The 2236-nt window shown below is 65.2% G+C and carries 3 protein-coding genes; all 3 read right to left on the bottom strand.

Annotated features, from left to right (window positions below; all coding sequences use genetic code 11):
• Positions 1–354 precede the first annotated feature (354 nt).
• Positions 355–1107: a LuxR C-terminal-related transcriptional regulator gene (locus tag AC1DYX_RS30515; RefSeq protein WP_477265875.1), complete on the bottom strand. Its 753-nt coding sequence runs from the start codon at positions 1105–1107 to the stop codon at positions 355–357.
• A 2-nt stretch (positions 1108–1109) separates the two neighbouring features.
• Positions 1110–1793: a winged helix-turn-helix domain-containing protein gene (locus AC1DYX_RS30520; RefSeq protein ID WP_477265877.1), complete on the bottom strand. Its 684-nt coding sequence runs from the start codon at positions 1791–1793 to the stop codon at positions 1110–1112.
• A gap of 146 nt (positions 1794–1939) precedes the next feature.
• Positions 1940–2236, bottom strand: a 297-nt coding sequence (locus tag AC1DYX_RS30525) for an NF038129 family PEP-CTERM protein (protein ID WP_477265879.1), incomplete at its 5' end; no start/stop codon positions are given.

Here is a 2236-nt window from a genome sequence, read left to right on the forward strand (position 1 = left end):
GAGTGAAACCACCCTGGCGGACCCGAGCGACGGTGTCCTGGGTTTGCACACGAACCATCCAACCAACTCCTCTATTGCTTCAACGTAAAGCCTTGCGTGAAGGCTACCATGGTCCCGTCATGCCGACAAATCATTTGTGAAGACGGTGGCTGCTGCTGCTGTTTCCCGGTCTGGACAGCCGAGGTTTCTTATCCGCAAAATTCTAACCGCGTTCTGCTTGCCGCAACAGCACTTCAGCACGCTTTTCGCAAATATTCGTGGCAACCGGCGGATATGCCATCGTAATTACGCTATCCGACATGAATTGGTTTCAGGTTTTGCGTGTTCAAGACAGAAAACGCGTCGTTTTTACCATCACTGCCCGAGCAGTTGCAGGTCCTGGCAGCGCGCCAGCGCATGCGCCCGGTTGCTGACGCCGAGCGTGCGATAGATGCGCTGCAAATGGTTCCTGACCGTGAGCGCACTGATCCCCAGGAGTTCCCCCATTTCGTCATTGCTCTTCCCCGCGCGCAGCCAGCCGATGATCTCGGTCTCGCGCGCGCTCAGCGGACGCACCGGCGCGCCGCCGCCGTCTTCGCGCGTCGCGGGCAGGCGGCCCAGCGCCAGGTGCAGGTAAGGCAGCAGCAATTCAAGGAAATAGGCATGGCGCGCGCTCGGCTCTGTGAGGCCGAACAGCACGAACATGCTGCCGCCCCCGCTCGTCGGCCCCGTGCCGTGCACGAGTACGCTGTCGAAGCCGGCCTTGGCCACGTCGGTCCGGAAGCCGGCCAAAGGCTGCGGCGCGGCCGCGCCGAAATCGGCCAGCGCCGGCCCGCGTCCTCCCTGCCGGTACTGCCGCGCGATGCGCAACGCCAGGCCGTCGCAGGCATCCGTCAGCATGCGCTGCACGTCCGCCTCCAGCACGTTGCCATGCAGGCATTCCAGGCGTGCAAGACCGCCGCCGGGACCGAACGCCAGGCAGACCATCACCTCGTGCGGCAACAGCGCCTGGACCTGGCCCTGCGTCCACAGGAAGAACTGGCGGCCGCTTGCCACGCCCAGGCCCGATTCGATGGCGCGCAACAGGTATTCCTGCTCCTGGCGGCTCAGGATGACGACGGGTTCCACGCTCAGGCGACGAAGCGGTAACCGGTGCCGCGCACGGTCTCGATGTGTTCCTGGTGCCCGCTCGGCTGCAGCGCATGGCGCAGGCGGCCGACGTGGGCATCCACCGTGCGCTCGTCGAGTACCGCATGGCGGCCCCAGACCATGTCCAGCAATTGCGAGCGCGTGTGCACGCGCTCCGGGTGGTGCATCAGGAAGTTTAGTAAACGGAATTCGACGGCGCCCAGCGCCACCGGACGCGTGCCGGCCACGACGCGCTGCGTGGAAGGATCGAGGCGCAGGCCCGCCATCTGTACGGCATCCACGGAAACATACGGCATGCGCCGGCGCAGCACGGCCTGCATGCGCGCCAGCAGTTCGCGCGGGTTGAACGGTTTCGTCACATAATCGTCGGCGCCGGATTCGAGCGCCAGGATCTTGTCGTGCTCCCCTGCCCGCTGCGCCACCATGATGATCGCCAGGTCGCGCATGCGCGCCCGCGCGTGCAGGCGCCGGACCAGCGCCTCGCCGGATTCGCCGGGCAGGTCCCATTCCAGCAGCAGCATGTCAGGTACGCCGGCGTCGAGCGCGACGAGCGCCGACTCGGCATCGGCGCACAGGCCGACGACGTGGCCGGCACGGGTCAGGTTCAATTCCAGCAACTGGCGGACGGCAGGGTCCGGGTCGACCACGAGGACGTGTGCACTCATCGAAATTCCTGGGGTGTCGGGTTTGTCTCGACGACAACAGGTACGAATATGCACGAAGCAAAGTCAGCTGAACAATATGATTTCGATTAGAAATTGATATGTTTAGCGAATAAATACACACATCAGCCGAGGCGGCGGCGCAGGTATCAGCGCATCCGACGGCGCTGCAGAGCGACCAACAAGACGAGGCCGGAGGCGACCAGCATCCAGTCCGCGGGTTCCGGCACCGCATTCACGGTGGCGAACGCGGGATCCGTCGCGACGACGGGCGGTGCGCCGGCCACGAGGCTGATCTGCGCCGCCTGGAACGACAGGTAGTCGCCCACGGCGTCGAGCAGGCTCACGGTCAGGCCCGTGCTGCCGCCGCCGGTCGGCACGCCGCCGAAGCTGACGTCGAAGCCGAACGTGCCGCCCAGCGTGATCGCCTGGAAGAACTCGGCGAA

The organism is Massilia sp. P2_C2 (assembly GCF_056404615.1).